We start from the raw sequence: 26,598 nt of genomic DNA, 5'->3' as shown, positions 1-26,598 counted from the left end.
TTTTTATGCTGTGTGGGGTTAGTGATCGGGGGCGCAGATGCGGATGCCCGCGTGGGTGAAGGGCACCGCCTTCGAGATGTTCTGACGGATCAGGATCGGGGTGATCGCCTCGATGCAGCGGGCAGATTGTGCATCACCTGCGTTGTAGGTCTGCACATCCAGCGCGCCGACCAGTTCCATCACTTGTTTGCGGGCGGGCAGGCTGTTGCCGCAGATCAGGATGTCGCAGTTGATGTCCCAATCGAGGTTGTTGAGCGTGGTGGCGGAGACATTGTGCAACGCGCCCACCACCGGGATCTCATCGCCAAGCAAGGCCTGTGCGGCCTCGGTGGCAGAGCCTTCAGGCGGCATATCGACCTTTTTCGGGTCACCCTCGGCCAGTGGCACCACGATATCGACAAGGATCTTGTCCGCGAGGTGCGGTTTGAGCGTCGTGAGCGTTGCGTTATGGGCTGACCAAGGCACGGCGCAGATCACCATCTGATCGGCGGCTTGCGTGGCCTCGATATTGCCAAGGCCAGAGATTTCGGCAGAGCCTTCGGGCAGTTTCTGCATCAGCTCGGCGGCGATCCCGGCACTGCGCTCGGCGTCGCGAGAGCCAAGTGCGACCTCAATACCAGCGCGGGCAAACCGCAGTGCCAGACCCTGTCCTTGCGGCCCGGTGCCGCCAATGATCGCGATCTTCATCTGAACATATCCTTCTGTTTTTTCCTGAGTATGTCGGCGCCACGGCTGTCGGCGGGCTGCCAGTCGAGCCCGCGCAACAGCACAGCCGGGGTGCGCCCGTTCTTGCGCACCACGAGGCCGGTGGCGGCGGCGATTTCATCGGCAAATGCCGGCTCGGTGACCTCCAGCGGGCGTCCCCACGCGTCCAGATTGCCCTGTTCGCGGATGGTGGCGGGCACCTTGGAGAGGCCGATAGCCACATTGACCTGACCCAGCCGCCACGGTCTGCCGAAGGTGTCGGTCATCACCACGCCAATTCGGGCATCAAAGCGCTCTGCCAGATCACGCTGCAGCCGTGCGCAGCTTGCGTCCGGGTCTTTGGGCAGCACCATGGCGGCGTCTTCTTCGCCGAAATTGGACTGATCCACTGCCGCATTGGCCGAAATGAACCCAAGCCGGTGTTCGCAGATCATCGTCCCTTCATTCTGGTCGGGGCGCTTGAACGAACGCACGACGCGGGTGCTTTCGCGCAGGACCACCTCGACCTTGCGGGGGTCTTTGTTCAGCTCTTCGCCATACCGAAGGGCCTCGGGCGAGGGCGTCACGCTGGCAAGCGGAATGATGCAGCCCTCGGCCTTGGAAAAGACCTTCTGCGCCACGCAGAGAATGTCGCCATCCCGCAAGGGAAGATCGGCTTCGCTCAGGCAGTCGGCGAATATGGCCGAGAGATTGTCGCCGTCTTGAATGTCGGGCACGCCGGGCAGGGCGGTGAGGTTGACGCTCAGGCTCATAGGGTGGCCTCCTGCGCAAGGATTTGCGGATTGTGAGCGAGCAGGTGGCCGAGGTCCTCAACGGTGTCGACATCGATCCGCAGGCTCTCGAGCGGCAGGATGACGGGCCAAAGCCCGGCCCGTTCTGCCGCGCGGCGGTGATGCACCACGGAGTTCGGGCCATACTGAAACCGAAACGGGCAGGGCAGCGGGGCCAAGAGTGCGTTGGTGCCCAGATCCGCCGATGGGCAGAACACGGCGCGCCCTTGCGCGAGGTCGTGGCTCAGCAGGCGGGCAAGATCGCACGCCTTGGGCGCGGCGAGATCGCCGGGCAGGATGCAGATTGCATCGTAGCCTTGACGTGCCCCCCATGCGGCGGCCACTTCCAGTGACTTAGACAGGCCGTCGTGGCCTTCGTCGTCAATCAGGGCGACGCCTGCGCGCCTGGCGATGCGAGAAATCTCCGGACTTGAGGTGAGCACCGCGATATCGGCGCTGCCGTGGGGCAGCAACATAAGGGCCTCGGACAGGTGATTGAGCGTTGCCCGAAACAGCGCCAGAGCGATGCCCGCGCGCCCGTTGGCATCCAGCGCCGCGCCGAGCCGCGTTTTGGCGCGAGAGGGGTCTTTCATCGGAATGACCACCAGCCGCTTTTGCGTGAGGGCCGTCATGCGGCGGCTCCTTTGCGGGCATGGTCATGATGGAAGTCGACGATTTCACGCGCCATGCGTGCTTTATCTTTGAGATCGCGCATCAGGATCGCAGAGCAGATCGGCGTTGGACCGATGCTTTGGATCTCTGGCGCAAGGGCGGCATCGACGTGGTCGATGAACAGCGCGTCCACCATATCGCGGTAGCGCTGGGCAACTCCCACCGCATCTGCCCGTTCGCCAAGGGCTGCCATCATCCTGTCGGCGGGGCCTTTGACGACCTTGTCCGCGATAAAGGGGCTGACCGCCACCTTGGGCGCGCGGGCGGATTTTACCGCTTCGCCAATACCGGGGATGCCAAGGATCGGCGCGATGCTGACCAGCGGGTTTGAGGGCGCAATGACGATCAGATCGGCGGAGGTGATCGCGGCCAGTGCCTCTGGGGTTGGTTTTGCCTGCGTGATGCCGTCAAAGGTCAGCTCCCGCACATCGGGCGCACAGCGTTCGCGAACGAAATACTCCTGAAAGCTGAGCCAGCCTGCATCGGTCCGCACGCGGGTTTGCACTTGGTCATCCGTGGGCAGCAGGATCTCCGCGCTGACGCCAAAGGCGCGGGCGACGTCGCGGGCGATGTCGCTGGGGCGATCCCCTTTCAGGCGGCGCTGTGTGCGATAAATATGCAGGCCAAAGTCCCGATCCCCAAGCGACATCCATGTGTCTGCTCCGAGGGTTTTCAGGGTCTCTAGCGCCCGGTGGCCCTCATCAGCGACGCCCCAGCCCTGCTGGCGGTCGATCACATCGGCAAGGCTATAGGTCAGCGTATCAATGTCGGGCGAGACCCACAGCCCGTGAAAGCTGTCGTCATCCGCCACATTGCCAATCACGCTGAGTGCCACATCCGGTAGCGCGGCCAACCCTTCGGCCATTTTTGCACCGCCGACGCCCCCCGCAAGGAGCGTGACCTTTGTCTGGGATGTGTCGCTCATTCCGCTGCCTCCAGCGTCGTGCTGCGTTCAGGGAACATCTGGAGGAAATCCAGCGGGTTGCGCCCGCGACGATCCACCAATGGGGCCAGATCCTCTGGGTCGTGATCGTCATAGATGTCGCGCAGCTCGTAGATGGTGTTGCGGCGCACCGGCACCCGGCCAGCGGCGCGGATCATCTGGACCAGTTCCTTTGCGGTGATTTCCTGCCCGTGATCGGAGCCTGCCGCGCGCGAGATGCTTTCATTCATCAAGGTGCCGCCAAGGTCGTTGACCCCACGCGCCAGCATCTGCTGGGCACGGGCCGCGCCGAGTTTGGTCCAGCTGACCTGAATATTGTCGATCCAGCCGTGCAGCATAATGCGCGAGACCGCATGCATCAGATCGACCTCCAGCGCGGTGGGGCCGGGGCGGACCTTGTCGGGGTTTTCCGACCACAGAGGCGACTCGGTATGGACAAAGGACAGCGGCACCAGTTCGGTAAAGCCGCCGGTGTCTTTCTGGATGTCGCGCAGCAGGCGGATATGCGCGGCCCAATGTTCGGGCGCGTCAATATGGCCGTACATGATCGTTGCCGTGGTGGGGATGCCGACCTCATGCGCGGCGCGGATGATCTCCACCCATTTCTCGGCGCTGAGCTTGTTCTTGGTCAGTTGCAGGCGCACTTCGGTGTCGAGGATTTCGGCCGCAGTGCCTGGCATGGAGCCAAGGCCCGCGTCCTTCAGGTCCGCGAGGAAGTCGTGATAGGACATCTTGGTCTTGGACGCGCCATACCAGATCTCGAAGGGGGAGAAGGCGTGAATATGCATGTCCGGCAGCGCCGCCTTAATGGCGCGCACGATGTCGCGGTAATAGGTGCCTTCCATCTTGGGATGCAGACCGCCCTGAATGCAGACCTCAGTGCCGCCGCGATCCCAGGCTTCTTGCGCGCGCTCCACCACTTGTTCGGGTGAGAGCCATTCGGCCCCCGCATCCTCGCTGCGCTTGGCAAAGCCGCAGAACCGGCAGCCCATGTAGCAGATATTGGTGAAGTTGATATTGCGATTGACCACAAAGGAGACATGATCGCCGTTGGTGCGTCGACGCAGCTCATTTGCGGTGCGATACACGGCTTCCGCATCTGCACCGCTGGTTTTAAAGAGGCTGACGCCTTCGACTTCGCTGACTTCGCCGCCGCTCAGGGCCTTATTGAGGATCTGCCGGATCGGGGCGGAGGCGCCATCGGTCAGGGCGTGTACTGCTGCTGTCGGGGATTCAATCGTTTGCCGGATGGTCATGCGGTCTCTCCCATATGCCGTTGTTCGCGGGCCAGCCCGTTGGTGCCGGCCATGTTCGACGCGCGGCGCAGGACGGCGGGGTTGATGAAATCGGTCTCTGTGGTCAGGTAGCGGGGGTAGACGGTCAGCCGTTCGCGCAGCTCAAACCCGGCCTCTGTGCAGGACCGATCCAGCGACCGGATTTCCGGCCATTCATGTTGTGGGTTGATAAAGTCGATGGTGACCGGCGAAATGCCGCCCCAATCGTTGATGCCAGCCTCAAGATAGGCGATGTGACGCGCACTGAGATTGGGGGGCGCTTGCAGGCTGATGTCCGGTGACAGGATGATCCGCGCCGCTGCAATGGTGCGCAGCATGTCCTCCAATGTCGGCTCCGGGTGCTGCGCCATTTCGATATCGGGTTTGCGCTGAAAATTCTGGATGATCACTTCTTGGATGTGGCCGTGGCGGGCATGGGCTGCGTTGATTGCGTGCAGCGCCTCAATGCGCTCGGCAAAGCTCTCGCCAATTCCGATCAACAGACCGGTGGTGAAGGGTACCTGTTTCTCGCCTGCGCGTTCCAGCGTGCGCAGGCGTTGGACCGGCACCTTGTCGGGGCAGGCAAAATGCGGATGGCCCCGGCGGGTCAGGCGACGGCTGACGGTTTCCAGCATCATCCCCATGGAGGCTGCGACCGGGCGCAAAACGTCGATTTCATCGTCGGTGAGCGTACCCGCATTCACATGCGGCAGGAGCGTGGTCTCCTTCAGCACCAGCTCGCACATGTCGCGCAGGTAGTCGGTGAGGCGGCTGTACCCAAGCCTTCCCAGCCCCGCGCGGGCCTTGGCATAGCGCAGTTCCGGCTTTTCCCCGAGGCTGAACAACAGCTCTTTGCAGCCCTCCTGTTCGCCCTTTTGCGCGGTCGCCAGAACTTGCTCTGGCGTCATGATATTGGCCTCCGGCGAGTCCGGGTGTTTGACGAAGGTGCAATAGCCGCAGGTGTCGCGACACATGTTGGTCAGAGGCACGAATGCCTTGCGCGAATAGGTGATCGTCCGGCCCCATTGGGCATCACGGATTTGGGCCGCGCGGCTCATCAAAGCGCGCAGATCTCCCGCCTCCGCCCAGGCCGTGCCTGTGCTGAGCGATTGGGTATTCATGGTGTCCTCCCTGCCTCAAGGATTGTGGGTCAGGGTAGCAGCTGTCAAATATTTTTTTAGCTGTAACTCAAAAAATGAAACATACGGATGTGAGCGATGTGGTTACACAGTTGATAAATAACGATATAAAAATCATCTTCTGAAATTTATTGACTACTAAGTAAAACAATCAAATACTTCCTCTTGCTCGTGACGATCCTTTGGGAGGAGGGCTGTCACGCTAAGGGAGGACATCAAAGTGCGAATAGGAACGCCGCGAGAGTTGGCGACTGGCGAGTCGCGTGTAGCGATGACGCCAGCCTCGGCCAAGGATCTTCAGAAGCTGGGGTTTGAGTGCTGTATTGAGTCTGGTGCGGGTGAGGCTGCGGGGTTTACCGATGCGGCCTATGCCGAGGCCGGGGTGGAGGTGATCAAGACCGCCGCCGGGCTGTGGAAGGCCGCCGATATCATCGCCAAGGTCCGCGCACCCAATGAGACCGAGCTGAAGCGGCTCAATAAATCCAAGACGCTGATTTCCTTCTTCAATCCGGGTGGCAATGAAGAAGGGCTGGAGCTCGCCAAATCCAAGGGCGCCACCGTGATCGCCATGGAAATGGTGCCGCGCATCAGCCGCGCGCAGAAGATGGACGCGCTGAGTTCCATGGCCAATATCGCCGGCTACCGCGCGGTGATCGAGGCGGGCAACAATTTTGACCGGTTCTTCACCGGCCAGATCACAGCGGCGGGCAAGGTGCCCCCGGCCAAGGTTCTGGTGGTGGGCGCCGGTGTTGCCGGCCTCGCTGCGATCGGCACCTCCACCTCGCTGGGCGCCGTGACCTACGCCTTTGATGTGCGCCCCGAAGTGGCCGAGCAGGTCGAGTCGATGGGCGCGGAATTTGTCTATCTCGACTTTGAGGAAGAGCAGCAGGATGGGGCCGCCACCGGCGGCTATGCCTCTGTCTCCTCGCCGGAATTCCGCGAGGCCCAGCTGGCCAAATTCCGCGAGCTGGCGCCGGAGGTGGACATCGTCATCACCACCGCGCTGATCCCCAACCGCGAGGCCCCGAAGCTGTGGCTGGCGGATATGGTCGCGGCGATGAAGCGCGGCTCGGTCATCGTCGACCTTGCGGCCGAGCGCGGCGGCAATGTCGAAGGCACCGTTCGGGACGAGAAAATCGTCACCGACAATGGCGTCACCATCATCGGCTATACCGATTTCCCCAGCCGGATGGCGAGCCAGTCCTCCAGCCTCTATGCCACCAACATCCGTCACATGATGACCGATCTGACCCCGGAAAAGGACGGTCAGGTGGTGCATGACATGGAGGATGACGTGATCCGCGGGGCCACCGTGACCCATGCGGGCGAGATCACCTTCCCGCCGCCGCCGCCCAAGGTGCAGGCCATTGCGGCGCAAAAGAAACCCGAACCGCCCAAGGAGCTGACGGCCGAGGAAAAACGCGCCGCAGAAGTCGCGGCCTTCAAGCAGCAGACCCGGAATCAGGTCACATTGCTGGCCATTGGCGCGGCGCTGATCCTGGGCATCGGGCTGATCCCCGACATGCCGGCAAGCTTCATGCAGCACTTCATCGTCTTTGTGCTCTCGGTCTTTATCGGCTTCCAGGTGATCTGGAATGTGGCGCACAGCCTGCACACGCCGTTGATGGCGGTCACCAACGCGATCTCCTCGATCATCATCCTCGGCGCGCTGATCCAGATCGGCTCCGGCGGCGTGCTGGTCACGATCCTCGCGGCGCTGTCGGTGTTCATGGCCGGGATCAACATCTTCGGTGGCTTCATGGTCACCCGGCGCATGCTTGCCATGTTCCAGAAATCTTAAGCAGGGGCAGGAGTTATGGAAAACGCATTCACAATCGCGGCCTATGTGGTCGCCGGCGTTCTGTTCATCCTGAGCCTGGGCGGATTGTCGGGACAGGAAAGCGCCAAACGCGCGGTCTGGTATGGCATTGCCGGCATGGCGCTGGCGGTCTTTGCCACGCTTGTCGGCCCCGGGGCGGGCCTGTGGTGGCTGTCGGTCATCCTGATTGCGCTTGGCGGCGTCATCGGCATGCAGCTGGCGCAGCGGGTGCAGATGACCCAGATGCCGGAACTGGTGGCGGCGATGCATTCGCTGGTCGGCCTGGCGGCGGTCTTTGTCGGCTTCAACGCCGAGATGACCATCAATCTGGTCGAGGCGGCGAAGGCCGCGGGCGACAGCGTCGAGGGCGCCTTTGCGCTGCTGGTGGCCAAGAAGGAGCCGATCGAGATCGCCATCCTGAAGGTGGAGCTGTCGCTGGGCATCTGGATTGGTGCGGTGACCTTTACGGGCTCTGTGATTGCCTATGGCAAGCTGGCGGGCCGGGTGAACTCGGCGGCGACAAAACTGCCGGGCGGGCATCTGCTGAACGCGGCGGCGGCGGGGCTCTCGCTGATCTGCCTGATCTGGTATCTCTCCTCCGGGGCGCTGTTCCCGCTGCTGATCCTGACGCTGGCGGCCTTGTTCATCGGCTATCACCTGATCATGGGCATCGGCGGGGCAGACATGCCGGTGGTGGTCTCCATGCTGAACAGCTACTCCGGCTGGGCGGCGGCGGCGATCGGCTTCAGCCTTGGCAATGATCTCCTGATCGTGGTCGGCGCGCTGGTGGGCTCTTCGGGGGCGATCCTGAGCTACATCATGTGCAAGGCGATGAACCGCTCGTTTGTCTCGGTGATCCTGGGCGGTTTTGGCGGCAGCACCGGCCCCGCGATGGAGGTCGAGGGCGAGCAGGTGGCGATCGATGCCGACGGCGTGGCCGCGGCGCTCGAAGAAGCCGACAGCGTGGTGATCATCCCCGGCTACGGCATGGCGGTGGCGCAGGCGCAGTCCAATGTGGCCGAGCTCACGCGCCGCCTGCGCGCCAAGGGCAAGACCGTGCGCTTTGCGATCCACCCGGTGGCGGGGCGCTTGCCCGGACATATGAACGTGCTCCTGGCCGAGGCCAAGGTGCCCTATGACATCGTGCTGGAGATGGAGGAGATCAACGATGACTTCCCGGAGACGGATGTGGCCATCGTGATCGGCTCCAACGACATCGTGAACCCGGCCGCGCAGGAAGACCCCAACTCGCCCATCGCCGGCATGCCGGTTCTGGAGTGCTGGAAGGCGAAACAGGTGTTTGTCTCCAAACGCGGTCAGGGCACCGGCTATTCCGGCATCGAGAACCCGCTGTTCTTCAAGGACAACACCCGCATGTTCTACGGCGACGCAAAACAATCCCTCAGCACACTCCTCAACCTCATCGACTGAGCGGCGGGTGTGCGGGGAATACGATTGAAAGATGAGGGAGCGGGTCGAGGAGGCCTGCGGACCTCAAACGAAGGGAGAAGACTATGAAGGATCTTCAGAGCAATACGAGAGTGGACGGCAGTCGGCTCTGGGACAGCCTGATGGAAATGGCGCAAGTTGGCCCCGGTCTGCGCGGCGGCAACAATCGCCAGACGCTGACGGATGCCGACAAGGACGGGCGCGATCTGTTCAAACGCTGGTGCGAAGAGGCTGGCATGACGGTTGGCGTCGACAGCATGGGCAATATGTTTGCCCGCCTTGAAGGGGCGGAGCCGGATCTCGACCCGGTGATGATGGGCAGCCATCTGGATACGCAGCCCACCGGCGGCAAATATGACGGTGTGCTGGGTGTTCTCGCGGGGCTGGAGGTGGTTCGGTCGATCCGCGATCAGGGCATCACGCCGCGTCGCCCGATTGTGGTGGTGAACTGGACGAATGAGGAAGGCACGCGGTTTGCACCGGCGATGCTGTCCTCGGGTGTGTTCGCCGGGGTGCATTCGCAGGACTGGGCCTATGCGCGCGAAGATGCAGAGGGCAAGACATTCGGCGAGGAACTGGCGCGGATTGGCTATGTCGGGGATGAGCCGGTCGGCACCCGCAAGATGCACGCGATGTTTGAGCTGCATATCGAGCAGGGACCGATTCTTGAGGCAGAAGGCAAAGACATCGGCGTTGTGACCCATGGCCAAGGGTTGAACTGGTTGCAGGTGACGCTGACCGGGCAGGAGGCGCATACCGGCTCCACCCCGATGCCGATGCGGCGCAATGCCGGGCTTGGCGCAGCGAAAATCACCGATCTGGTACATGAGATTGCCATGAGCCATCAGCCCGACGCCGTGGGGGCCGTGGGGCAGTGCGACTACTATCCTAACAGCCGCAATATCGTGCCGGGCAAAGTTGTCTTCACCATCGATTTCCGTTCGCCCAGTTTCGAGACCCAAGCCGATATGGAAGCGCGCCTGCGCGCAGGGGCCGCAAAGATCGCCGAAGATCTGGAGTTACAACTGGAGATCGAACAGGTCGGCCATTTCGATCCGGTCAATTTTGACGAGGGCTGCGTAAGCGCGGTGCGCAAGGCGGCAGAGAAGCTCGGCTATTCCCACCGCAACATCATCTCTGGTGCGGGGCATGACGCCTGCTGGATCAACAAGGTCGCGCCCACTGCGATGGTGATGTGCCCCTGTGTTGATGGCCTCAGCCACAACGAGGACGAAGACATCAGCCGCGAATGGGCCACCGCTGGCACCGATGTGCTGCTGCATGCCGTCCTCGAGACCGCAGAAATCGTGGAGTAAGACAATGAGCGCGAGAACCGTAATCAAAGGCGGCACCATTGTGACCGCCGACCGCAGCTATGACGCGGATGTGGCCATTGAAGGCGGCAAAATCGTCGAGATTGGCCAGAACCTGAGCGGCGGCAAAGTGCTGGATGCTGAGGGGTGTTATGTCATGCCCGGCGGAATTGATCCGCATGTGCATCTGGAGATGCCCTTTATGGGCACCCATTCGGCGGATGATTTTGAATCCGGCACCCGCGCGGGGCTTGCAGGTGGCACCACCATGGTGGTCGATTTCTGCCTGCCCAGCCCCGGTCAGTCGATGCTGGAGGCGTTGGAGGCATGGCACGCGAAATCCAAACGCGCCTGTGCGGATTATTCGTTCCACATGGCGGTGACATGGTGGAGTGAGCAGATCTTTGACGAGATGCAGATGGTGGTCGACCACGGCATCAACTCCTTCAAACACTTCATGGCCTATAAGGGCGCGTTGATGGTGGAGGATGACGAGTTGTTCGACAGCTTCCGCCGCTGCGCGGCCATTGGGGCCTTGCCCATGGTGCACGCAGAAAACGGTGATGTTGTCGCGACCATGCAGCAGAAACTGCTGGCAGATGGCATCACCGGCCCCGAAGGCCACGGTATGTCGCGCCCGGCCGAGGTGGAAGGCGAGGCCACCAACCGCGCCATCATGATTGCCGATATGGCGGGGGTGCCGCTCTATGTGGTGCATACCTCTTGTGAGCAGGCCCATGAGGCGATCCGTCGGGCGCGTCAAAAGGGCATGCGGGTCTATGGCGAGCCGCTCATTCAGCATCTGGTGCTGGATGAAAGCGAGTATCGCAACCCAAGCTGGGACCACGCCGCACAGCGCGTGATGTCGCCACCGTTCCGCGACAAGGCCAATCAGCAAAGCCTCTGGGCGGGCTTGCAGGCCGGGTCCTTGCAGGTGGTGGCCACGGATCACTGTGCCTTCAGCATTGAGCAGAAACGCTACGGCATCGAGGATTTCACCAAGATCCCCAATGGCACCGGGGGACTAGAGGACCGGATGCCGGTGCTGTGGACCGAAGGTGTGAACACGGGTCGTCTGACCCCGATTGAGTTTGTGGCAGCGACATCGACCAATATTGCCAAGATCCTCAACATATACCCGCAGAAAGGCGCGGTGCTGGAAGGCGCGGATGCGGATCTGGTGGTCTGGGACCCTGAAAAGACCAAGGTGATCTCGGCTGAAACGCAGCAATCCGTGGTGGAATACAATGTCTTTGAGGGGCGCGAGGTCAAAGGCCTGCCGCGCTACACCCTCAGCCGGGGCGAGATCGCGGTGGACAACGGCACCGTCTGCGCCACGGCAGGGCATGGCAAATTCGTCACGCGCGCGCCCTATCCAGAGGTCAATAAAGCGCTGTCGAAATGGAAGGAAGTGACCGCGCCCCGCAAGGTGGTGCGTGATCCGGAAAACATGCCGGCCTGCGTCTGAGATTTTCCCCGGTCACTGGCCGGGGAATTTTCGTTTGCGCCCTTTGGAGGAAAGGGCCACAAATCCGAATAAAAGGGAGGAAATAAAGAAATGACCGATATAACAAGTGGGTATACCACGTCTCGGGACAGCGAACCGGGCCAGTTGAACCTCGCGGGGCTGGATCCGGAACTCTACAACGAAGACCAGCTACCGACCACCGCAGCAGAGCGCACATGGAACTGGTTGTCCATTTCAGCACTTTGGGTGGGGATGGTGGTCTGTATCCCGACCTATCTGCTGGCGTCCTATCTGATCGGCGCAGGCATGAGCTGGGATCAGGCGGTGATGACCATTCTCGCCGCCAATGCGATCGTCCTGATCCCGATGGTTCTGGTGGGTCACGCAGGCACCAAATACGGCATCCCGTTTCCGGTGCTCTTGCGCTCCTCCTTCGGCCCGGCCGGGGCCAAGATCCCGGCGGTCGCACGGGGCATCGTGGCCTGTGGCTGGTTTGGTATCCAGACATGGGTTGGCGGATCTGCGATCTTTGTGATCCTCAACAAACTCACCGGTGGGGCGCTTGCGGGGGAGGCGCTGCCGTTCCTTGGGATCAGCCTTGGTGAATTTGTCTGTTTCCTCGCCTTCTGGGGTCTGCATCTCTACTTTATCAAGAACGGCACGGAGTCGATCCGCTGGCTGGAAACCTACGCGGCCCCGTTCCTGCTGGCGATGGGCCTTGCATTGCTGGCATGGGCCTATTCTGCGGCGGGCGGTTTTGGCGAGATGCTCTCCACCCCCAGCGCCTTTGATCCGGGTCAGCCCAAAGAGGGGCAGTTCTGGGCCGTGTTCTGGCCGAGCCTGACGGGCATGATCGGCTATTGGGCGACGCTTGCGCTCAATATTCCGGATTTCACCCGTCACGCGCGCAGCCAAAAGGACCAGCTGGTGGGGCAGATGGTGGGGCTTCCAATCCCGATGGCGCTCTTTGCCTTTATCGCGTCTGCTGTGACCTCGGCCACTGTTGTGATCTTTGGCGAGGCGATCTGGGATCCGGTGCAACTGTCAGAGCGCATGGGCGGCTCTGCGGTGATCATCGCACTGTTTGCGCTGATCGTGGCGACGCTGACGACAAACCTTGCGGCCAATGTGGTGGCACCTGCGCATGGGTTTGCCAACCTCGCGCCGAGCAAGATCAACCTCAAGCGCGGCGGCTATATCACCGCAGCCATCGGGATCGCCATGTTCCCATGGATTCTGGTGAACCATATTGTCGGCTGGCTGATTGCCTATTCCGCACTTCTGGGGCCGATCGCGGGTGTGATGCTGGCGGATTACTACCTGTTGCGCAAAACCCGGCTTGAGGTGGCTGACCTATTCAAGTCGAACGGCATCTATTCGGGCCAGAACGGCACTAACTGGGCCGGTATTCTGGCGCTGGTCATCGGTATTCTGCCGAACCTGCCGGGCTTTCTGGCGGGCGTTGGCCTGACCGATGGGACCTCTGCGTTCTTTGCGACCATCTACACCTACGCGTGGTTTGTGGGGCTCTTTGTGGCGGGCGCGGCCTATCTGCTGCTGTCCAAAGTGATGAACAAGTAAACTCTGTCGCTCCGGGGGTGTCCCCGGAGCGCATCCCGTCTGAGGACAAAACCAAGGAGAGTTCTATGCCCAAAGCCTATTGGATCGCCCATGTCACCGTGACCAATCCCGACCCCTATGCGCTTTATGCCAAGGGGGCGACGGAGGCCTTTGCCAAACACGGTGCCCGCGTTCTGGCGCGTGGCGGTGCGGTCGAGCATCTGGAAGGCGAAGGCCATCCGCGCAACGTGGTGATCGAGTTTGACTCCATGGAGACGGCGCTCGCCTGTTATAATTCGCCAGAGTATCAAGAGGCCAAAGCCCATCGCGAGGGGGCCGGGATCGCCAATATCATGATCCTTGAGGGCAGTTGATCCTCCCTTCCGATCTCTGCACCCGGGGCCTCGCCCAGTGATAAAGCGCTCGATCAAGAGCGCTTTTTTCGTGGCGCGCTGCCAGTTGGCGATACGCAGGCCACAGCCGGTGATGCTCTTTCGCGGAACGGAACGCCGACGCCTGTGACGGTGGGCCGTTATGCAACTGCGTCCAATCGGTTACAAATATGATCTTGTTTTGAGGTCGCAGGCAGCAAATGATGCTCGATTAACGGCACGAGAAGGAATTCCTGCCATCAAGATAGGGTACAAATGTAAGAGGAATCCCCAATGAGATGGAGACGCTGACGGTGCTCCGGAGGCTTCACCCCCTCGTTCAGGCGTTGGGCAACCGAACCTATCTGCCCACCTGGATCGCGCTTCTGGTCGTGGTCCTCTCCTTTGTGTTTGCCGAAAACCAAAACCGTATCATCCACGATCAGCGCATTCGTGCGGATGTGCAAGGCGAGGCCGGTCTGATCCGATCCCGGCTCGAAGGGTATCTGAACGCCGACATCCAACTGGTCAAAGGGCTGGTGGCGGTGATCGCCTCGCAGCCTGACATCACGCAGGAACGCTTCAGCGCGCTGGCGGCAGAGACGATCGGGACCAAGTCAGAAATCCTCAATATCGCGGTTGCACCGGACCTCGTGGTGACGATGGTGCATCCGCTGGAACCGAACCGGGCGGTGATCGGGTTGGATTACAACCGCAACGCGGCGCAGCGCGCGGTGGCGCTGCAGGTGCGCGACAGCGGCGATGTTGTGCTGGCGGGGCCGGTGGAGCTCGTCCAGGGCGGCACCGGCTTTATCGTGCGGTTCCCGATTTTCACCGGAGAGGGCGCAGACCGGCGCTTTTGGGGGCTGGTGTCTGCGGTGATCGACGCCAACATGCTCTATGCCGCGACGGGCGTGTCTGATCCCAACGGCAATCTGGACATCACCCTGCGCGGGCGGGACGGCACCGGAGAAGCTGGCGCCGTGTTTTTTGGCGACAAAGCCCGCACGCAGGATCCCGTTTCCATGACGATTGTCCTGCCAACCGGCGAATGGCGGTTGGATGCCGTGCCGCGCGGAGGCTGGCCAACGGCACCCGACAATCTCTGGACCCTGCGTCTGATCCTGGTGATCGCCGGCATCCTGATCCTGGTGCCGACGTTCCTGGCCTGTCGCCTGTCGGCGGTGCGGCGCGGCGCGATCAAGATCCTGCGCAAGCGTGAGCGTGAACTGGAGCTGAAGCAGGCCGAACTTGAACAGCTCTCGGCGGTTGCCCAGAATGCCTCCGACAGCATCGTCCTGACCGATCCGCAGGCGCGGATCATCTGGGTGAACGACGCCTTCTGCAAGATGACTGGCTTTACCGTTGACGAGGCCATCGGCTGCACGCCGGCTGAATTGCTGAACGGCCCCGAGACCGACCCGGAGACAATCCGGGCCATTGCTGCGCATTTGCAAAAAGGCGAACGATATCGGACCGAGATCCTGAACTACACCAAGTCGGGCGAGACCATCTGGGTCGAGACACATCTGGTCCCCGTGCAGGACGATCAGGGCAACGTCAGCATGGTTATCGGCATCGAGCGCGATGTCACCCAGTCCAAGCGTCACGCGGCAGAACTGGCGGATGCAAAGCTGGCCGCCGAGCAGGCCGACCGGGCCAAGTCGGAATTCCTCGCCAACATGAGTCACGAAATCCGCACGCCGATGAATGGGATCATCGGCATGGCGGACCTGCTGTCCGACTCGGAGCTGCCCGAAGAAGAAGAGCAATACGTCGAGATCATTCGAACCTCGTCCCGGGCCTTGTTGAAAATCATCAATGATATCCTCGATCTGTCCCGGCTTGAGGAGGGCAAGCTCAAGCTTGCGGAGGTCGATTTTGATCTCGAAACCTGTATCGAGAATGCGGTGGATGTGCTGCGTCCTGCCGCGCAGGACAAGGGGTTGACCCTGAACATCGACTATGCGCCGGACCTGCCGAAATCAGTGCGCACGGATGACGGGCGGCTGCGGCAGGTTCTGGTGAACCTGGTCGGAAACGCGGTCAAATTCACGTCCTCGGGCCGGGTGGATGTGCGGGTGATGGCCGCGCCGGGCGATCCCTACCGGCTGACGATCGATGTCGAAGACACCGGCATCGGCCTGTCTGATCTGCAGCTGAAGAACATATTCGAGAGATTCTCCCAGGCCGACGCAGCGACAACGCGCGCCTTTGGCGGTACGGGACTGGGGTTGACGATTTCGCGACATCTGGCCGACCAGATGGGCGGCGATATTACCGTCCGGTCGCGACTGGGCCGGGGCAGTTGTTTTTCGTTACACATTCAATGCGCCCCACCTGCCGGCGCTCTGGAACAGGCCGAGGTGGCCCTGATGCCGGATCTGGATCTGTTGCTGGGGCGCAAGGTCTTGCTGGCAGAAGACAATCGCACCAATCGCCTGCTGATCCGCAAGTATCTGTCGGATCTGTCGATCGACCTGATCGAGGCGGAGAATGGACGCCAGGCGGTCGAGCTGTGCCAGCTCCATCAGCCCGACGTGGTTCTGATGGATATGTCGATGCCGGAAATGGACGGGATCACCGCTACACGGGCCATTCGGGGCCTCGCGATGGCTCAACCCCCGATCGTCGCGCTTACGGCCAACGCCTTTGCCAGCGACAAGGAAGCCTGTCTGGCTGCCGGTATGAATTGCTTCCTGTCGAAACCGATCAACAAGAAGCAGCTGTTGCAAAGCATGGCCGCCGTGATTGTCGAGCCTGGCGCCCTGAGCCACGTGGCATCTGCCTGAACCATAGACATCTGCGGCTGCGCGGTGACGTGCCGTCGCATCGGGACGCGATCGTGGGGGCTTCTGAAACGAATGCGGCACGGCGGGAAACTCCCGCCGTGCCGCACAGAAAGCCGAGGCCCGCGAGAGGGGCGGGCTTCGACCGTGGGCAGGATGCCCGATAGGGCGTCCGGGCGCGCGCCAGATCAGGCGCGCGCGGATTGCGGGAGAACAAAGACGCCCGCATCGGGTGGCACGATGCCGGTGCGCAACGGGCATCCGTAGACCTCTGACAGACGCGCATCGGTAAGAACCTCTGCGACCGGCCCGGCGCCGGCGGACCGCCCCTGCGACATGACATGGACGTGATCGGCATACATGGCTGTCAGGTTGAGATCATGCATGACGGCGACCACGCCGCCCCCCGCGGAGGCGAAGCCGCGGGCCAGCTCCATCACCGTCAGCTGATGCGCAATGTCCAGGCTGGAGACGGGTTCATCCAGAAACAGCCAGCAGGGCGTCCCGTCGCGCATGGGGTGCCAGACCTGCGCGAGCACGCGCGCCAGCTGCACCCGTTGTTGTTCGCCGCCGGACAGCTCCTGATAGAAACGCCCGGCATAGCCATCGAGATCCACCCGGCTCAGGGCGTCAAAGGGCACATCCTGTGCGTTTGCGTCCGGGCCGGCGGAGAGGCCAAGCCGCACCACTTCCAGCACGGTGAACGGAAAGGCAAGGACGGTCGCCTGGGGCAGAACCCCGCGAATGCTGGCGATTTCCCACGGACGATAGTCCTCTAGCCGGCGCCCGTTCAGGGTGATGTCGCCGGAATAGGGCAATTCGCCGACCATCGCCTTGAGCAGCGTGGATTTTCCCGATCCGTTCGGGCCGACAATTGCCGAGAATGTGCCAGGGCGGGCATTGAAACAGACATCCTTGAGGATCTGTTTCTTGCCGATAGTGAGGTCGATGTGATCTGCGCGCAGGGTCATTGGTCCACAAGCCCCCGCCGTTTGAGCAGTATCCACAGGAAGACGGGCGCTCCGAGCACCGCAGTGACGATGCCGATCGGCAATTCCGCCGGTGCAATGATAGTTCTGCTGACGAGATCCGCGCCCAGAAGCAAGGTTGCCCCCAGCAACGCCGCATTCGGCAGGAGCGTGCCATGATCCGGTCCGGTGGCCAGGCGGAGCACATGTGGCACCACGATGCCCACAAACCCGATGCCGCCGGTCGCGGCGACGGCGACGCCCGTTGCGGCCGCCACCGAGAAGATCGCCGCGTTTTTCATGCGCTGGACCGGTATTCCCATATGTGCTGCTGCCGCCTCGCCGAGGGCAAGGCAGTTCAACCCATGCGCCAGCCAGGTGGAGCCGATAATGGCCAAGAGGATAACCGGCCCGGCAATCAGCGATTTTTCCCAAGTGGCCCCGGCCAGCGACCCCATCTGCCAGAAGGTCAGGTCCCGCAGTTGCTGATCGTCGGCCATGTAGACCAGGATGCCCGAGACCGCGCCCGAGAGTGCACCAAGCGCGATGCCCGCCAGCAGCATTGTTGCCACGGAGGTGCGCCCGCCGCGCGTGGAGACGCGATAGAGGATCAAGGTGCTGCCCCAACCGCCGATAAAGGCCGCGATCGGGGTCACGTAATGGCCAAAAACACTCTGCACCCCCAGGGGCAACATGCTGCCCAGGACGATCGATACAATCGCACCAAGCCCTGCGCCGGCGCCGACCCCGACCAGTCCGGGATCGGCAAGCGGGTTCCGGAACAAACCCTGCATGACCGCGCCGGACACTGCCAGCGCTGCCCCGACCAGGATGCACAGGACGACGCGCGGCATTCGAATATCCCACAGCACGACCCGCTCCATTGTCGTCAATTCCGCGCCCGTGAGGAGTTTGCCAACCGCGCCCCAGAGGGACGTGCCCGAAGCGCCGAAAGCGAGGTTCACGACGGTTGCCAGCCCCAGCAGCACCAGGAGAACCACACTCAGTTGCCGGGCCAGGATGCGGCGGTCGAAATCCCGCGCCCGCGGTGGGGGACTGTGGGTGTCTGTATTGTCATAGGTCACCATGGGTCAAAGCGGCCCGTAGAGAGAGGTTGCCAGCTCCAGTGCGGCATCCGCAGTGCGCGGGCCGAAGCCCAACAGATACAGGCCGTTCATCCGTACAACCGAACCGGAGGCAGCCGCCGGTGTGGGCTTGATGGACGGGAGCGCAAGCAGTTCCGCATTCGGGGCGCCGTGATCGCCGCCGCGATCCATCATCAGGATCACGTCGGGCGCGGCTTGCGAGACCGCCTCGTCGGTCATCAGCTTGTACCCCTCGAACCCGGTCAGCGCATTGACACCGCCTGCCATGCCGATGATGCCATCCGCAGCGGTATTGGTGCCGGAGGCCATGATACGCCCGCCACGCGTCGACAGGACGAAGAGCACGCGCTTGCGGTCGGTGTCCGGGATGGAGGCCACTTTCTCTGCAACCGCATCAAGATCGTCGCGCAGCTTGGTGGCGAGGGCCTCGGCTTCCGCGGTTTTTCCCGTCGCTGCGCCGATTGTCGTGATCTTGTCCAGGATCCCCTGGGGGGTATAGCTGTCCGGGACCTCTATAAGCTCGACCTCCGCCTCTTTGAGCACCTCCAGGGTTTCGACCGGGCCGGCCCCGGCTTCGGAAATGATCAGGTCGGGGTTGACCGACAGCACGCCCTCCGGTGCCAGCGCCCGCATGTACCCGACATCGGGCAGGGTGGTTGCGGCCTCGGGATAGACGGATGTCGTATCACGCGCGATCAGCCTGTCTTCTGCGCCGAGCGCATAGATGATCTCGGTCACCGAGCCGCCGATCGCCAGCACGCGATCTGCGGCGTGGAGGGTCAGGGGCGTCGTAAACAGGGCCAAGGTGAGGGCGATGGTGTGCAAGGGAAGACGCATCACAGTGTTTCCTTTTCTTTTGCGCGGGGGAGGGCGGCCACGAGGGTGTCCCAGGCGGGGCGGCTGTCCAGGTCTTCGGTTTTGCGGCCAAAGATCTGCAGGATGAGGCCACCGTCCGCATCAAATGCTTCGACCGAGGTCGCAGGGCCGCGCTGGGTCGGTTTGGTTACGGCATAGACTTCGGCGATATGATCCAGTCGCAGATGCAGGTTGAAGCGCGGGTCCATGACATTCTGCCACGGTCCCATGGCCTTCAGCCTGTCGATGGGGCCGCCGTGGATCTGGATGCAGCCACGGTTGCCGACAAAGAGCATCACCTCCGTTCCGCTGCCAGCCAGAGCTTGCAGCGCAGCATCAACAGCGCCGATGTCCAGAGCCTCGACGAAAGGTGCGCCGACGTGGCGGTAGGCGCCGAGCCGGTTCATCTTCAGTTTCGAAGTCAGGCGTAGGAACTGGTGGGTGTCGGTCATCTTCGCCCATTCGCTGCGCAAAAGCGCGATCTTATCGAGATTGACCTTGGGCGCTTCGGCCGGTTTGCGTGGGCTCACGTCGCGCGTGTCCGACTGATCTGCGGTCGCGAGTTGCGCCACCACGTCTGACCAGGCGGCGTGGTTGGATGTGTCACGCAAATGGATCTTGTGAACGGCGTCTCCGGCTGCATCAAAGATCTGGATCGAGCGTTTGACGCCGCTTTCGGTCTCCGTTTCCACCGCAAACGCGCTCACCCAATGGGAGGGAAACAGACGCAGATCAATTTCAGGCTGCAGAATCATCGCCGCATGCGGCCCGCTTTTGTAGTTGCCATAGGTGCCGATACGCTCGTGCACGCAGGAAGCGTTGCGGGTGAGCGCCATCACTTCACCCAGATGCGCGATCTGCGGCATCAACGCGTCCGGATGGGCCGAGACAGCTGTCACCCCCTGGCCGACAAAAGCCGCCAGAAGTTGAGCTTCGGCAATATCATGAGAGTCGCAAAAATCGCGTGCGCGCAGGGTGTTGTGCGCCGCGCGCAAGGCGCGGATGTCGTCTGCGGAAGACGGGGGAGCGTGGGCCATCAAGGGTCCTCGTATTGAAGTGTTGGGATTGCTTGCTGGCACGCGCCGCCGTACGGGCGCTGGGCTGACATTTCGGCTGCGCATATATCTACACAGCGCGATATTTCTTGACAGAATTAATAAATTATTTTAGGCGCGGCAAGTGTGAACACCCGGTGACGCCAACCTCGCCGGAAAAACAGAACGCAAGACACCAAGCCAGCCCCAAGGCGAGCATGCGGTATTCCTCTGCATCAGATCTATGGGGACGACATGAAAATCCATACAATGCGCCGGGCACTTCTGTGCTCCGTCTCGGGCATGGCATTGGCCATGACCGCAACTGGCAGCACCGCTCAGGAGCTGAACGAGGGCGAGGGGTTCCTCGGCTATCTGGTCATCGGCAACAACAAGCGCGACGTTCAGACCGACACCGCCACACCTAAAACCGTTATCAACGCCGAAGAAATCCAGGATCGGCAGGCCGGCAGCGTGTCGGAACTGATCGATTCCGTGCCCGGCGTCACGCTGGTCAATGCGGGGACGCCGACGGGGGCAGGCATCAATATCCGCGGCTATGGTGCGGACGGGACCTATGGGTCCAACCAGAAAGTGCAGATCCAGCTTGATGGTGCCACGATGGGGTCGGAGGAACTCTATCGGATCGGGACGCAGCTCTATACCGACCCGGCGCTGTTCCGCGAAGTCTCCGTGATCCGCGGCACGGTGGGATCGTATGAGTATGGTTCCGGCGTCATCGGTGGGGTGGTGAACCTGGAAACCATTGACGCCGCCGACCTGACCGATGGCGAAATCGGCCTCTCCGGGCGGCAGACCTTTGAATACTACGGCAACGCCAATACGCGGGTCAGCTCCACCATCCTCGGCTGGCAGCCGACCGAAAACCTGGAGTTCCTGCTGAACTACACCTATCGCGAGCAGGGCAATTACACCGACGGCGATGGCAACGAGGTGGCCAATACCGGCTACGAATTGCCGTCCTATCTGGTGAAAGGGAAATACAGTTTCGGGAACAATGCGGACCAGTCGCTGACCTTTTCGCATTCGCAGACGACGTCGGACGAGAAGGACGTGCCCTACGACGCCTTCGCCTATTTCCCGTTCGGCAACGTGGACCGCTATACCGAGACCACCACAACCAGCCTGCAATATGCCTACAATCCGCTTGGCAACGATCTGATCGATCTGACCGCGACCCTGTCCTATGCCGATCAGTATATCGAACAGGATGAGGTCGGCAGCACCGGCTCGGCCTTGCTGAACGCCGACCACCGCTATGAGACCACCAAGCTGACGGTCAAGAACACCTCTTATTTCAATGCATTCGGCGTGTCTCACAACCTGCGCGCGGGGGGCGAGATCATCCACAAGGAACGTCTCGACGCCTCTTCCGCGCCGGGGGGCACCGACAAGCGGTTTGCATTGTTTGCCATCGACGAGATCGATTTCGGCAATGGTCTGACCCTGACACCGGCGATGCGATATGAAACCCAGAACATCGAAGCAAGCGCCGACGGAACCTATGTCACTGCCGGCGAGAGCTTTGACAACAGCGAGCTGATGGGCGGGATTTCCGCACGCTATGCGTTTGAAAACGGTTTTGCTGTCTTCGGGTCCGTGGCCTATACCGCAGGGCTGCCCATTCTCGATGACTTCGATTACGCAACCTACCCGACCTACATGACCCAGAGCGAGAAGGCCGTGACCTACGAGCTTGGCGCTTCCTATGACAAGGTCGGTCTGTTCAGCAGCGAGGATCAGCTGAAGGCAAAGGTGAACTTCTGGCAGACGCGGCTCTGGGATTATACCTCCGGGACCGACTACGCCACCGTCGACCGGGTGAACACCGAAGGCGTCGAGGTGGAGGCATCCTACAGCCACGAGTCGGGCGCTTACGTGGATATGAACGCCAACATGTCCAGCGGTGAATGGGTCTATGTGGGCGGAACCACTGCCGATTACACCCGGATGCCGGCAAACAGCCTTGGTCTCACCGTCGGCAAGAAGTTCAACGACACCCTCGATGTGTCCTGGGAGGCGGTGCTGACCAAGGACATCCGCAGCACCCCCGGCTATGCGGTCCACAACCTGCGCGCCACCTATGACATCGACACCGGTTTCCTGAAGGAAGCGCAGGTGCGCATCGGCGTCGAGAACATTCTCGACAAGCAGTACACGCCGCATCTGGCAACCCGCGCGGCGGCCGGGCGCAACATCAAACTCTCGTTGGCAGCAGCATTCTGATTTCGAAGGAGATGACACGATGAGATACCGGAGCCAGGTTCATACCCTTGCCCTCGTGGCGGCTGCCCTTTCTTTCCTCGGGGGGGCAACCGTTGCACGGGCAGAGGACACCCCGCCACACTCGGGCGTTCAGATCGAACTCAACGCGCTTCAGGATCAGGGCGGTGCCTGCCGTCTGTCGTTCCTGGCGACGAATGCCCGAGACACCGACATCGAAGAGGCGGTCTATGAGATCGTTCTCTTCGACCGGGCCGGTGGGGTGATGATGCTCACCCTGTTTGATTTTCGAGACCTGCCTGCGGGACGTCCCCGGGTCCGGCAGTTCGATCTGCCCGAGACCGCCTGCGCGGATGTCGGGCGGGTGCTGTTGAATGGTGCAAGCCGCTGTCAGAGCGCGGGCGAGAGCACGATTTGCGAAGAGGCGCTGAGCCTCAGCAGCCGCACGGATGTGGAGCTTCTGGGATGACGGATCTTGCTCAAATCTGGTCCGGCGTGCTGACCTCGGTTGCTGAAATCGTCGAGGTCGGCGGCCCGGTGGTGGTTTTGCTGCTGGTTCTGTCCGTGGTCAGCGCCGCAACCGTGCTCTACAAGATGTGGCAGTTTCGCCGGGCCGGAGTGGGTCGGCATCGCCGGGTAAAACTGGCGCTCGCGGCCTTTGAACGCGGCGATGCGCGCACGGCAGAGGCAATCCTGGCGGAGTCCAAGAGCTATCTGGTGGCCCCGGTGCGGCGCGCGCTGCACGGCGCAAAGGCGTCGGGGACCGGTGCCGTTTCGGAACGCTGCGATGCTGAGGCCGAGGCGCTGTTTCTGCGTCTTGAAACCGGCCTCGGGTTTTTGGACCTGGTGGCACAGCTTGCGCCGCTGATCGGTTTGTTTGGCACCGTGCTCGGCATGATCGAGGCGTTCCAGGGGTTGCAGTCGGCGGGGACTTCGGTTGATCCGACCGTGCTTGCAGGCGGCATCTGGGTGGCGCTGCTGACCACGGCGGCGGGGCTTGCCGTTGCCATGCCGGTGGCTGCGGTGCATGGCTGGCTGAGCGGCGCGGTCGAGCGCGACCGGGTCTTTGCAAATATGGCGCTGCGCCAGGCCTTCGCCCCCGACGGCACTGCGGTGGCAGCGGTTGCGCCGCAAGAGGCAGCAGCCTGATGGGGCTGCGTCTGAACAAACGGCAGGCCAGGCGCCTGTCGATGACGTCTCTGATCGACGTGATCTTTCTGCTGCTGTTGTTTTTCATGCTGTCGTCGACCTTTTCCCGCTTTGGCGCGGTGGAGCTGATGGCAGCCGGTCAAGGATCGTCAGACAGCGCGACTTCGCGTCCGGTGTTTCTCCGGCTGACGTCGAACCATCTGTCGCTCAATGGCGAGACGGTTGCGCTGGAGGGCCTTGCGGACCGCTTGCAGCTGTTGACGGCGGATCTGGCGGAGGCGGATGCGCAGGGGACACAGGTTCTTGTGAGCCTGACCGCCGAGGTCAGTTCTCAACGTCTGGTCGATGTGCTTGCGGTGCTGCGTCGTCAACCCGGCCTCGCCGTTGCAGTATTGGGGTAGGGGATGCTGTCGCGCGCGCGCAAAAGCAAAAGCCAACGAGAGCCCACGATCGCGCTGATCAATGTGGTCTTCCTGATGCTGGTCTTTTTTATGGTTGCAGGGTCGCTGGCGCCGGCACTGGACCCGGCGGTGCGCCTGGTTAAGGCGGCGGATCTGGACGCCAGCCCGCCCCCGGATGCATTGGTGATCCGGGCCGATGGCACCTTGAGTTTTCGCGGCGCGGAACTGACCTCGCCAGAGGCCTATGTGCGGATCGTGCGCGAAGAAGATGCCGCGTTCACCGCGCGACTGGTGCCAGATCGCGGGCTGCCTGCCACCCGGTTGATCGCGGTTGCCAAGACGCTGCGCCAGCTTGGTGCGGCGCGGATCCTCCTGCTGTCGGAGCGCAACCTGTCATGATACCGCGATCCCCTGTCATTGCCGGGCTTTCGGTTGTCGTCGCTCTTGCCGCGCATGCTGCCTTGCTGGTGGAGACCGACGAGGGGCGCGTTGAAATCGCGGGTGGCGGCAGCACCGCCCCGGCGGCCCTGGGCAACAGTTTTGCGGATCTTGCGCAGGGGCGTGCCAGCGCCGTTGAGGCAGAGACGACCACCAAGACGACCGAGCCTGCCGAGGCCCTGCCGCCGATTACGGAGGCCGTACCGGTTGTGGATGCGGCGGTAACACCGGCCGCCACCGCGACGCCGCAAGCCTCCATTGCACCGGTTCCACAAGCGGTGGCACCGGTGACCAATGCCAGGGTCGCTCCGGTTGCATCGCCGTCCGAGTTGGCCCCTGACAGCAGCCTTCGGCCCGCGGCCCGCCCGGTGCGTCAGGCCAAAAGGCAGCCGGTGGCAAAACCCGCGCCCGCGGCGCCACGTGGCAACAGTACCCGCAACGCGCAGGCAGGGTCATCAAGCGGCGCGGAAGGTCAAACCGCGCCGCAGGCCGCCAGTCCTCGCGCGGCGCAGGACGCAGGCGAGGGGAATGCCGCAGCCTCCAACTATCCGGGCGCGGTGATGCGACAGATCACCCGCCTGCCCAAGCCGCGAAGCTCCGCCAGGGGCGTGGCGCATGTGGCATTTGTGATCGGGGCAGGGGGGCAGGTGACCTCGGTGCGCATCGCCCGGAGTTCGGGCTCGCCCGCACTTGATCAGTTGGCGGTGCGACAGATCCGGCGCGCGGCCCCGTTCCCACCGCCGCCAGCCGGCGCGCGGCGCCAGTTCACCATCGGCATCAAGGGATCCTGATCCGGCCGCAGTTCCTGTTTGATTAATGCCCGCCAAGGCGCCAGTCTTCAGTGCAGCAGGCGCGGTGGAGGATGGGCATGTCCAGTCAGAATGTTGTGGTGATCGGAGCGGGAATTGTCGGAGCCGCCAGCGCCATCTGGTTGCGGCGCGCGGGGCTGGAGGTGACGCTTGTGGACCGCGCCGCGCCGGGCAGCGGCGCTTCATATGGCAACGCCTGCCTGCTGGCCCGATGTGCCATGGTCCCCGTGACAGTGCCCGGGCTGCTGGCCAAGGGGCCGCGCTATCTGCTTGATCCGGAGTTCCCGCTGTTCCTGAGATGGCCCTACCTGCCACGGCTGCTGCCGTGGCTTGCGCGGTATCTGGGCCATGCCAATGACCGCGAGACCCGCCGGATCGCGACGGCCCTGCTGTCCATCACCGGCGACAGCGTCGATCAGCATAAGGCACTGACCGACGGCACGCCGGCCGCAAAATGGGTGCGTGACTGCGATTACAGCTTTGTATACCGCGACCGGGCGGCCTTTGAGGCGGACAGTTATGCGTGGTCGCTGCGCCGCGAGGCCGGGTTCCTGCCGGAGATCGTCGAAGGGGGCGCGGTGCGGGAAATGGAGCCGATCCTGTCGGACGAGATGCAGCTGCTGGCCGTGAACAAGGACCATGGGTTTATCCTCAACCCCGAGCATTACGTGCGGGATCTCGTGGCCCAGGCCGAGGCCATGGGGGCGAAATACCTGCAAGCGGAGGTCAAGGCGCTGGATATGGCCGGGGGACAGGTCTCGGCCGTGGATACCGACCTGGGGCGTCTGCCCTGCGACCGGGTTGTGCTATCTGCGGGGGTCTGGTCGGCAGAGTTGATACGCAATCTGGGCCTGCGGGTGCCGTTGGAGGCCGAGCGCGGCTATCACCTTCTGTTCCGTGAGCCGAGCCAGCTGCCAAACAATCCGATGATGCTGACCGAAGGGAAATTTGTCGCCACGCCAATGGACCAGGGGTTGCGTTGCGCCGGCGTGGTGGAGTTTGGCGGGCTGAGCCCGGTCAAATCCCAAAAGCCACTGTCGTTCCTGCGCCGCACCACACGGCGCAGCTTTCCGGCGCTCCAGTATTCACATGAGGAGGAATGGCTTGGCTTCCGCCCCTCTCCCTCGGACAGTTTGCCCCTGATCGGAGAGGTGCGCGGCAGCGGCGTTTACACGGCGTTTGGGCATCAGCACATCGGCCTGACCGGCGGGCCAAAGACGGGCCGCCTTGTGGCGGATATGATTGCGGGGAACTGGCCCAACGCCGACGTCGGCCCCTTTGACCCCATGCGTTTTGCCGATTGATTTCACTGCCGGCTTAAA

General features: G+C 62.4%; 24 protein-coding genes. 14 read left to right on the top strand and 10 right to left on the bottom strand.

Features of this window, described 5'->3' with window-relative positions; all coding sequences use genetic code 11:
- Nucleotides 1-18 precede the first annotated feature (18 nt).
- Genes npdG through cofG form a run of 6 tightly spaced genes read right to left on the bottom strand, consistent with a single transcriptional unit; the run spans nt 19 to nt 5,485 of the window.
- Nucleotides 19-687 carry an NADPH-dependent F420 reductase gene (gene npdG / locus ACXAF5_RS15840; protein WP_009176853.1) on the bottom strand — a complete coding sequence of 223 codons (669 nt, stop codon included), beginning with the start codon at nt 685-687 and terminating at the stop codon, nt 19-21.
- Nucleotides 684-1,457, bottom strand: coding sequence for a coenzyme F420-0:L-glutamate ligase (gene cofE, locus ACXAF5_RS15835; protein WP_474947334.1), 774 nt, complete (start codon nt 1,455-1,457; stop codon nt 684-686). The genes npdG and cofE overlap by 4 nt, the downstream gene beginning before the upstream one ends.
- Complete coding sequence (cofC, locus tag ACXAF5_RS15830; RefSeq protein ID WP_474947333.1) at nt 1,454-2,107, bottom strand: 2-phospho-L-lactate guanylyltransferase; 654 nt, start codon at nt 2,105-2,107, stop codon at nt 1,454-1,456. Before cofC ends, cofE begins: the two co-directional genes overlap by 4 nt.
- Nucleotides 2,104-3,072, bottom strand: coding sequence for a 2-phospho-L-lactate transferase (gene cofD, locus ACXAF5_RS15825; RefSeq protein ID WP_474947332.1), 969 nt, complete (start codon nt 3,070-3,072; stop codon nt 2,104-2,106). The genes cofC and cofD overlap by 4 nt, the downstream gene beginning before the upstream one ends.
- Nucleotides 3,069-4,346, bottom strand: coding sequence for a 5-amino-6-(D-ribitylamino)uracil--L-tyrosine 4-hydroxyphenyl transferase CofH (cofH, locus tag ACXAF5_RS15820; RefSeq protein WP_474947331.1), 1,278 nt, complete (start codon nt 4,344-4,346; stop codon nt 3,069-3,071). The genes cofD and cofH overlap by 4 nt, the downstream gene beginning before the upstream one ends.
- Nucleotides 4,343-5,485 carry a 7,8-didemethyl-8-hydroxy-5-deazariboflavin synthase CofG gene (gene cofG / locus ACXAF5_RS15815; protein WP_474947330.1) on the bottom strand — a complete coding sequence of 381 codons (1,143 nt, stop codon included), beginning with the start codon at nt 5,483-5,485 and terminating at the stop codon, nt 4,343-4,345. The genes cofH and cofG overlap by 4 nt, the downstream gene beginning before the upstream one ends.
- A 238-nt stretch (nt 5,486-5,723) precedes the next feature.
- Between cofG and ACXAF5_RS15810 the strand changes: the two genes are divergently transcribed.
- The 7 genes from ACXAF5_RS15810 to ACXAF5_RS15780 all read left to right on the top strand — a co-directional run bounded on the left by ACXAF5_RS15810 (nt 5,724) and on the right by ACXAF5_RS15780 (nt 16,275).
- The gene (locus ACXAF5_RS15810; RefSeq protein WP_474947329.1) at nt 5,724-7,304 is read left to right on the top strand and encodes a Re/Si-specific NAD(P)(+) transhydrogenase subunit alpha; all 1,581 of its coding nucleotides are present in this window, start codon (nt 5,724-5,726) and stop codon (nt 7,302-7,304) included.
- Nucleotides 7,305-7,319: 15 nt separating this feature from the next.
- Nucleotides 7,320-8,753, top strand: a complete 1,434-nt coding sequence (locus ACXAF5_RS15805; RefSeq protein ID WP_474947328.1) for an NAD(P)(+) transhydrogenase (Re/Si-specific) subunit beta — start codon at nt 7,320-7,322, stop codon at nt 8,751-8,753.
- A gap of 83 nt (nt 8,754-8,836) precedes the next feature.
- The gene (locus ACXAF5_RS15800; RefSeq protein ID WP_474947327.1) at nt 8,837-10,087 is read left to right on the top strand and encodes a Zn-dependent hydrolase; all 1,251 of its coding nucleotides are present in this window, start codon (nt 8,837-8,839) and stop codon (nt 10,085-10,087) included.
- Nucleotides 10,088-10,091: 4 nt separating this feature from the next.
- Nucleotides 10,092-11,552, top strand: a complete 1,461-nt coding sequence (gene hydA / locus ACXAF5_RS15795) for a dihydropyrimidinase (RefSeq protein WP_474947326.1) — start codon at nt 10,092-10,094, stop codon at nt 11,550-11,552.
- A 90-nt stretch (nt 11,553-11,642) separates the two neighbouring features.
- The gene (locus ACXAF5_RS15790) at nt 11,643-13,133 is read left to right on the top strand and encodes an NCS1 family nucleobase:cation symporter-1 (protein ID WP_474947325.1); all 1,491 of its coding nucleotides are present in this window, start codon (nt 11,643-11,645) and stop codon (nt 13,131-13,133) included.
- A gap of 65 nt (nt 13,134-13,198) precedes the next feature.
- Nucleotides 13,199-13,486: a DUF1330 domain-containing protein gene (locus ACXAF5_RS15785; RefSeq protein WP_474947324.1), complete on the top strand. Its 288-nt coding sequence runs from the start codon at nt 13,199-13,201 to the stop codon at nt 13,484-13,486.
- A 296-nt stretch (nt 13,487-13,782) separates the two neighbouring features.
- The gene (locus tag ACXAF5_RS15780; protein ID WP_474947323.1) at nt 13,783-16,275 is read left to right on the top strand and encodes an ATP-binding protein; all 2,493 of its coding nucleotides are present in this window, start codon (nt 13,783-13,785) and stop codon (nt 16,273-16,275) included.
- A gap of 185 nt (nt 16,276-16,460) precedes the next feature.
- Here the strand turns inward: ACXAF5_RS15780 and ACXAF5_RS15775 are convergent, their stop codons facing one another.
- From ACXAF5_RS15775 to ACXAF5_RS15760, 4 genes are read right to left on the bottom strand one after another with little or no spacing between them, the layout of a single operon-like run.
- Nucleotides 16,461-17,243 (bottom strand): heme ABC transporter ATP-binding protein, encoded by a 783-nt coding sequence (locus tag ACXAF5_RS15775; RefSeq protein ID WP_474947322.1) that lies wholly within the window; start codon nt 17,241-17,243, stop codon nt 16,461-16,463.
- Nucleotides 17,240-18,328 (bottom strand): FecCD family ABC transporter permease, encoded by a 1,089-nt coding sequence (locus ACXAF5_RS15770; RefSeq protein WP_474947320.1) that lies wholly within the window; start codon nt 18,326-18,328, stop codon nt 17,240-17,242. The genes ACXAF5_RS15775 and ACXAF5_RS15770 overlap by 4 nt, the downstream gene beginning before the upstream one ends.
- A 3-nt stretch (nt 18,329-18,331) precedes the next feature.
- Nucleotides 18,332-19,183: a heme/hemin ABC transporter substrate-binding protein gene (locus ACXAF5_RS15765; RefSeq protein ID WP_474947319.1), complete on the bottom strand. Its 852-nt coding sequence runs from the start codon at nt 19,181-19,183 to the stop codon at nt 18,332-18,334.
- Nucleotides 19,183-20,238, bottom strand: coding sequence for a hemin-degrading factor (locus tag ACXAF5_RS15760; protein WP_474947318.1), 1,056 nt, complete (start codon nt 20,236-20,238; stop codon nt 19,183-19,185). The genes ACXAF5_RS15765 and ACXAF5_RS15760 overlap by 1 nt, the downstream gene beginning before the upstream one ends.
- A gap of 252 nt (nt 20,239-20,490) precedes the next feature.
- Here ACXAF5_RS15760 and ACXAF5_RS15755 point away from each other — a divergent pair, with 252 nt between their 5' ends.
- The 7 genes from ACXAF5_RS15755 (at nt 20,491) to ACXAF5_RS15725 (ending at nt 26,580) form a co-directional block, all read left to right on the top strand.
- A complete protein-coding gene (locus ACXAF5_RS15755) occupies nt 20,491-22,482 on the top strand; it encodes a TonB-dependent receptor domain-containing protein (protein ID WP_474947317.1) in 1,992 nt (663 codons plus the stop codon).
- Between the two features lie 19 nt (nt 22,483-22,501).
- Nucleotides 22,502-22,948 (top strand): hypothetical protein, encoded by a 447-nt coding sequence (locus tag ACXAF5_RS15750; RefSeq protein WP_474947316.1) that lies wholly within the window; start codon nt 22,502-22,504, stop codon nt 22,946-22,948.
- Entirely contained in the window at nt 22,945-23,628 is a 684-nt protein-coding gene (locus ACXAF5_RS15745; protein ID WP_474947315.1) for a MotA/TolQ/ExbB proton channel family protein, read from the top strand. Before ACXAF5_RS15750 ends, ACXAF5_RS15745 begins: the two co-directional genes overlap by 4 nt.
- Entirely contained in the window at nt 23,628-24,029 is a 402-nt protein-coding gene (locus ACXAF5_RS15740) for an ExbD/TolR family protein (protein WP_474947314.1), read from the top strand. The genes ACXAF5_RS15745 and ACXAF5_RS15740 overlap by 1 nt, the downstream gene beginning before the upstream one ends.
- A gap of 3 nt (nt 24,030-24,032) precedes the next feature.
- A complete protein-coding gene (locus ACXAF5_RS15735; protein WP_474947313.1) occupies nt 24,033-24,428 on the top strand; it encodes an ExbD/TolR family protein in 396 nt (131 codons plus the stop codon).
- The gene (locus tag ACXAF5_RS15730; protein ID WP_474947312.1) at nt 24,425-25,258 is read left to right on the top strand and encodes an energy transducer TonB; all 834 of its coding nucleotides are present in this window, start codon (nt 24,425-24,427) and stop codon (nt 25,256-25,258) included. Before ACXAF5_RS15735 ends, ACXAF5_RS15730 begins: the two co-directional genes overlap by 4 nt.
- A 77-nt stretch (nt 25,259-25,335) precedes the next feature.
- Complete coding sequence (locus ACXAF5_RS15725; protein ID WP_474947311.1) at nt 25,336-26,580, top strand: NAD(P)/FAD-dependent oxidoreductase; 1,245 nt, start codon at nt 25,336-25,338, stop codon at nt 26,578-26,580.
- The last annotated feature ends 18 nt before the right edge of the window (nt 26,581-26,598 follow it).

The sequence above is a fragment of the Epibacterium sp. ABV4_022 genome, from assembly GCF_056159345.1.
Note: the sequence above shows the minus strand (reverse complement) of the source record. Positions and strands in the feature narration are given on the sequence as shown.